1 protein-coding gene is annotated in these 2,476 nt (G+C 70.1%); it reads left to right on the forward strand.

The window, feature by feature from the left end; all coding sequences use genetic code 11:
- On the forward strand, window positions 1-2,457 hold a 2,457-nt coding region (locus tag ACFUJR_RS17755), incomplete at its 5' end, for a LamG-like jellyroll fold domain-containing protein (RefSeq protein ID WP_383450522.1).
- Window positions 2,458-2,476: the final 19 nt, after the last annotated feature.

The raw sequence follows: 2,476 nt of genomic DNA on the forward strand, positions 1-2,476 counted from the left end.
CTGGTCCGCACCGACAACATCTCCTCGTCCACCACCTGGTCCTCGCGGCCCAAGGAACTGGACTGGATGGTCGACCGGAGCGTCTCGGCGGGCCGCGGTTCGCTCTGCGACCCGGACTCGCCGGACGCGCCGATCGAGTTCAACGACAACCCGGCCGAGACGAACGAGAACCTCACCCCGACGGTCCGGGACTTCGCGGCCGGCAAGTTCTCCCGCCTCACGCTGGAGATCCGCGCGCACGACGAGTCGGACACGTCCGCCTGGAAGCGGTTCAGGAACGACGCCGTCCTCGCGGTCGACTTCGTCGGTAAGCCCGCCAAGCCGTCGGGCATCGGCCTGGTGACCGGCTCGGGCACGGTCTGCTCCACGACCGAGTCCAACCCCTCCGTGATCTCCGACCCCACGCCCGCGCTGACGGCGACCCCGCAGACCGAGAGCGGCGGCGAGAGCGGCGCCCAGCTCCGGATCGCCTACGACCTCGACCACAAGAACTCCGACGGCACGTGGTCGGACACCCCGCCCGGGAACGGCGACGAGCGCCCCTCCACCGGGTACGTGGGAGACAACGTCAAACAGACCCTGTCGTGGTCGACGCTGACCGACAACAAGCTGTACCGCTACCGGGCCTGGACGCGGTCGTACTACAACGGCGGCGCCAGCATCCTGGCGGGTCCGTCGAACGCCTCGACGACCGGATGGTGCTACTTCAAGGTCGACAGCACCGCCCCCAAGGCCCCGCAGATCACCTTCGGCACGCCGTACACCAACTGCACACCGAACGCCTGCGCGGCCACCGGCGGACCCAACGTCAAGGGCACGTTCACCTTCAAGCCGGCCACCGGCGACACCAACATCGTGTCGTACCAGTACACCCTCTCGTCCATGACCAGCTGGCCGACCGCCACCGGCTCGACCGCCACCGTCACCGTCACCCCGGACCGCTCCGGTACGCACACGCTCTACGCGCGCGCCAAGGACAGCGTCGGTCGCTACGGTGCCTGGCACGCGGTGGACTTCCTCGTCGCGGCCGGCGCCGGGCCGATCGCCCGGTACCACTTCGACGAGTCCTCCGGCCAGGCCCTCGACACGGCCACCACCGGGTCGACCCGGCACCCCGCGACCCTGGCCACGGGCGCCACGCGCGACGACCGCGGCCGCCGCGGCCTGATCACCCACGACACCGCCGGCGTACCGCTGGCCATCCCTGTCACCGACAAGGGCCTGCGGCTCAACGGGACCACCGGCTCCGCCTCCACCGCCGGGAAGGTCCTGGAGACCCGCTCGTCGTACACGGTCTCGGCCTGGGTGTGGGTCGACCCGGCGTCGACGAAGACGGTCTCCGTCCTCAGCCAGACCCCCGACACCGCGTCGCCGTGGACCCAGAAGTACAGCCCGTTCATCATCTCCTACGGCGACCGCTGGAGCCTGCGCGTCTTCTCCACGGAGGGCGCCTGGTCCCGGGAGGCCAAGTCGGCCGTGCCCCAGCCCAAGGGCGTGTGGACGCACGTCGCGGGCGTGCACGACGCGGCCACCAAGAAGGTCCACCTGTTCGTGAACGGCAAGGAGACCGCCTCCGTCGACGCCGGCACGCCGTGGTCGTCGAACGGTCCGCTGGAGATCGGGCGGACCATCTACGCCGACAACTTCGTGGACAACTTCCACGGTTCGATCGACGAGGTCACCGTCTGGCAGCGGGCCCTGAGCCCCAAGGAGGTCGGTGACGAGGCCGGGCTCCTCACCTCCGCGAGCCACGCCGGCCTCGAACTCGTCGCCGACTGGCGGGCCGAGCAGGGCAGCGGCACCACCGTCCCGGACACCCTGTCCGGCTACGGCAAGAGCCTCACCCTCAACGGCGGTGCCCATCTGATCGACGGCGTGATGGTCTTCGACGGCGCCGACGACTCCGCACGTTCACCGATGAACACGGCGGTGCTCGACGGCACAGGAGCGTTCACGATGACCACCACCGTGGCGCTGGACGGAGCCGCGCTCGCCGCCAAGGACATCGGGTACGCCGGCGCGGTCCTCAGCCAGCGGTCCGGTGACGGCATCTCCTGGGGACTCTGGTTCGAGCTGACCGGCAAGTCCACGGTCCTCGACGAGGAGACCCTCGAAGAGCGCACGGTCCCGGTCGGCAAGTGGCACTTCGGCACGCACCTCGCCGCCGGCGGATTCACCTCCGTCGTCTCCGACGAGGTCGCCGCCGTCGACAGCAACGTGCGCCTCACCGGAGTGCACGACCCCGTCGCCGGAACGATCAGCCTCTACCTGGGACGCAACCAGAACGGCACCGACAAGGCGTTCACCGCCCCGGCCGGGTCGTACGAGGTCTCGGTCGGCAGCGCCTGGACGGACTGGGAGCACAAGGACTTCCTGCCCGCCCGGATCGACGAGGTGCGCCTGTTCGCCGGCGCCATCGCCGGATCGGACCAGATCGACACGGTCATCGGCGACTGATCCACGCGACCTCCCGGGG

Source organism: Streptomyces sp. NPDC057271 (assembly GCF_042668715.1).
In the GTDB taxonomy this organism is placed as follows: domain Bacteria; phylum Actinomycetota; class Actinomycetes; order Streptomycetales; family Streptomycetaceae; genus Streptomyces.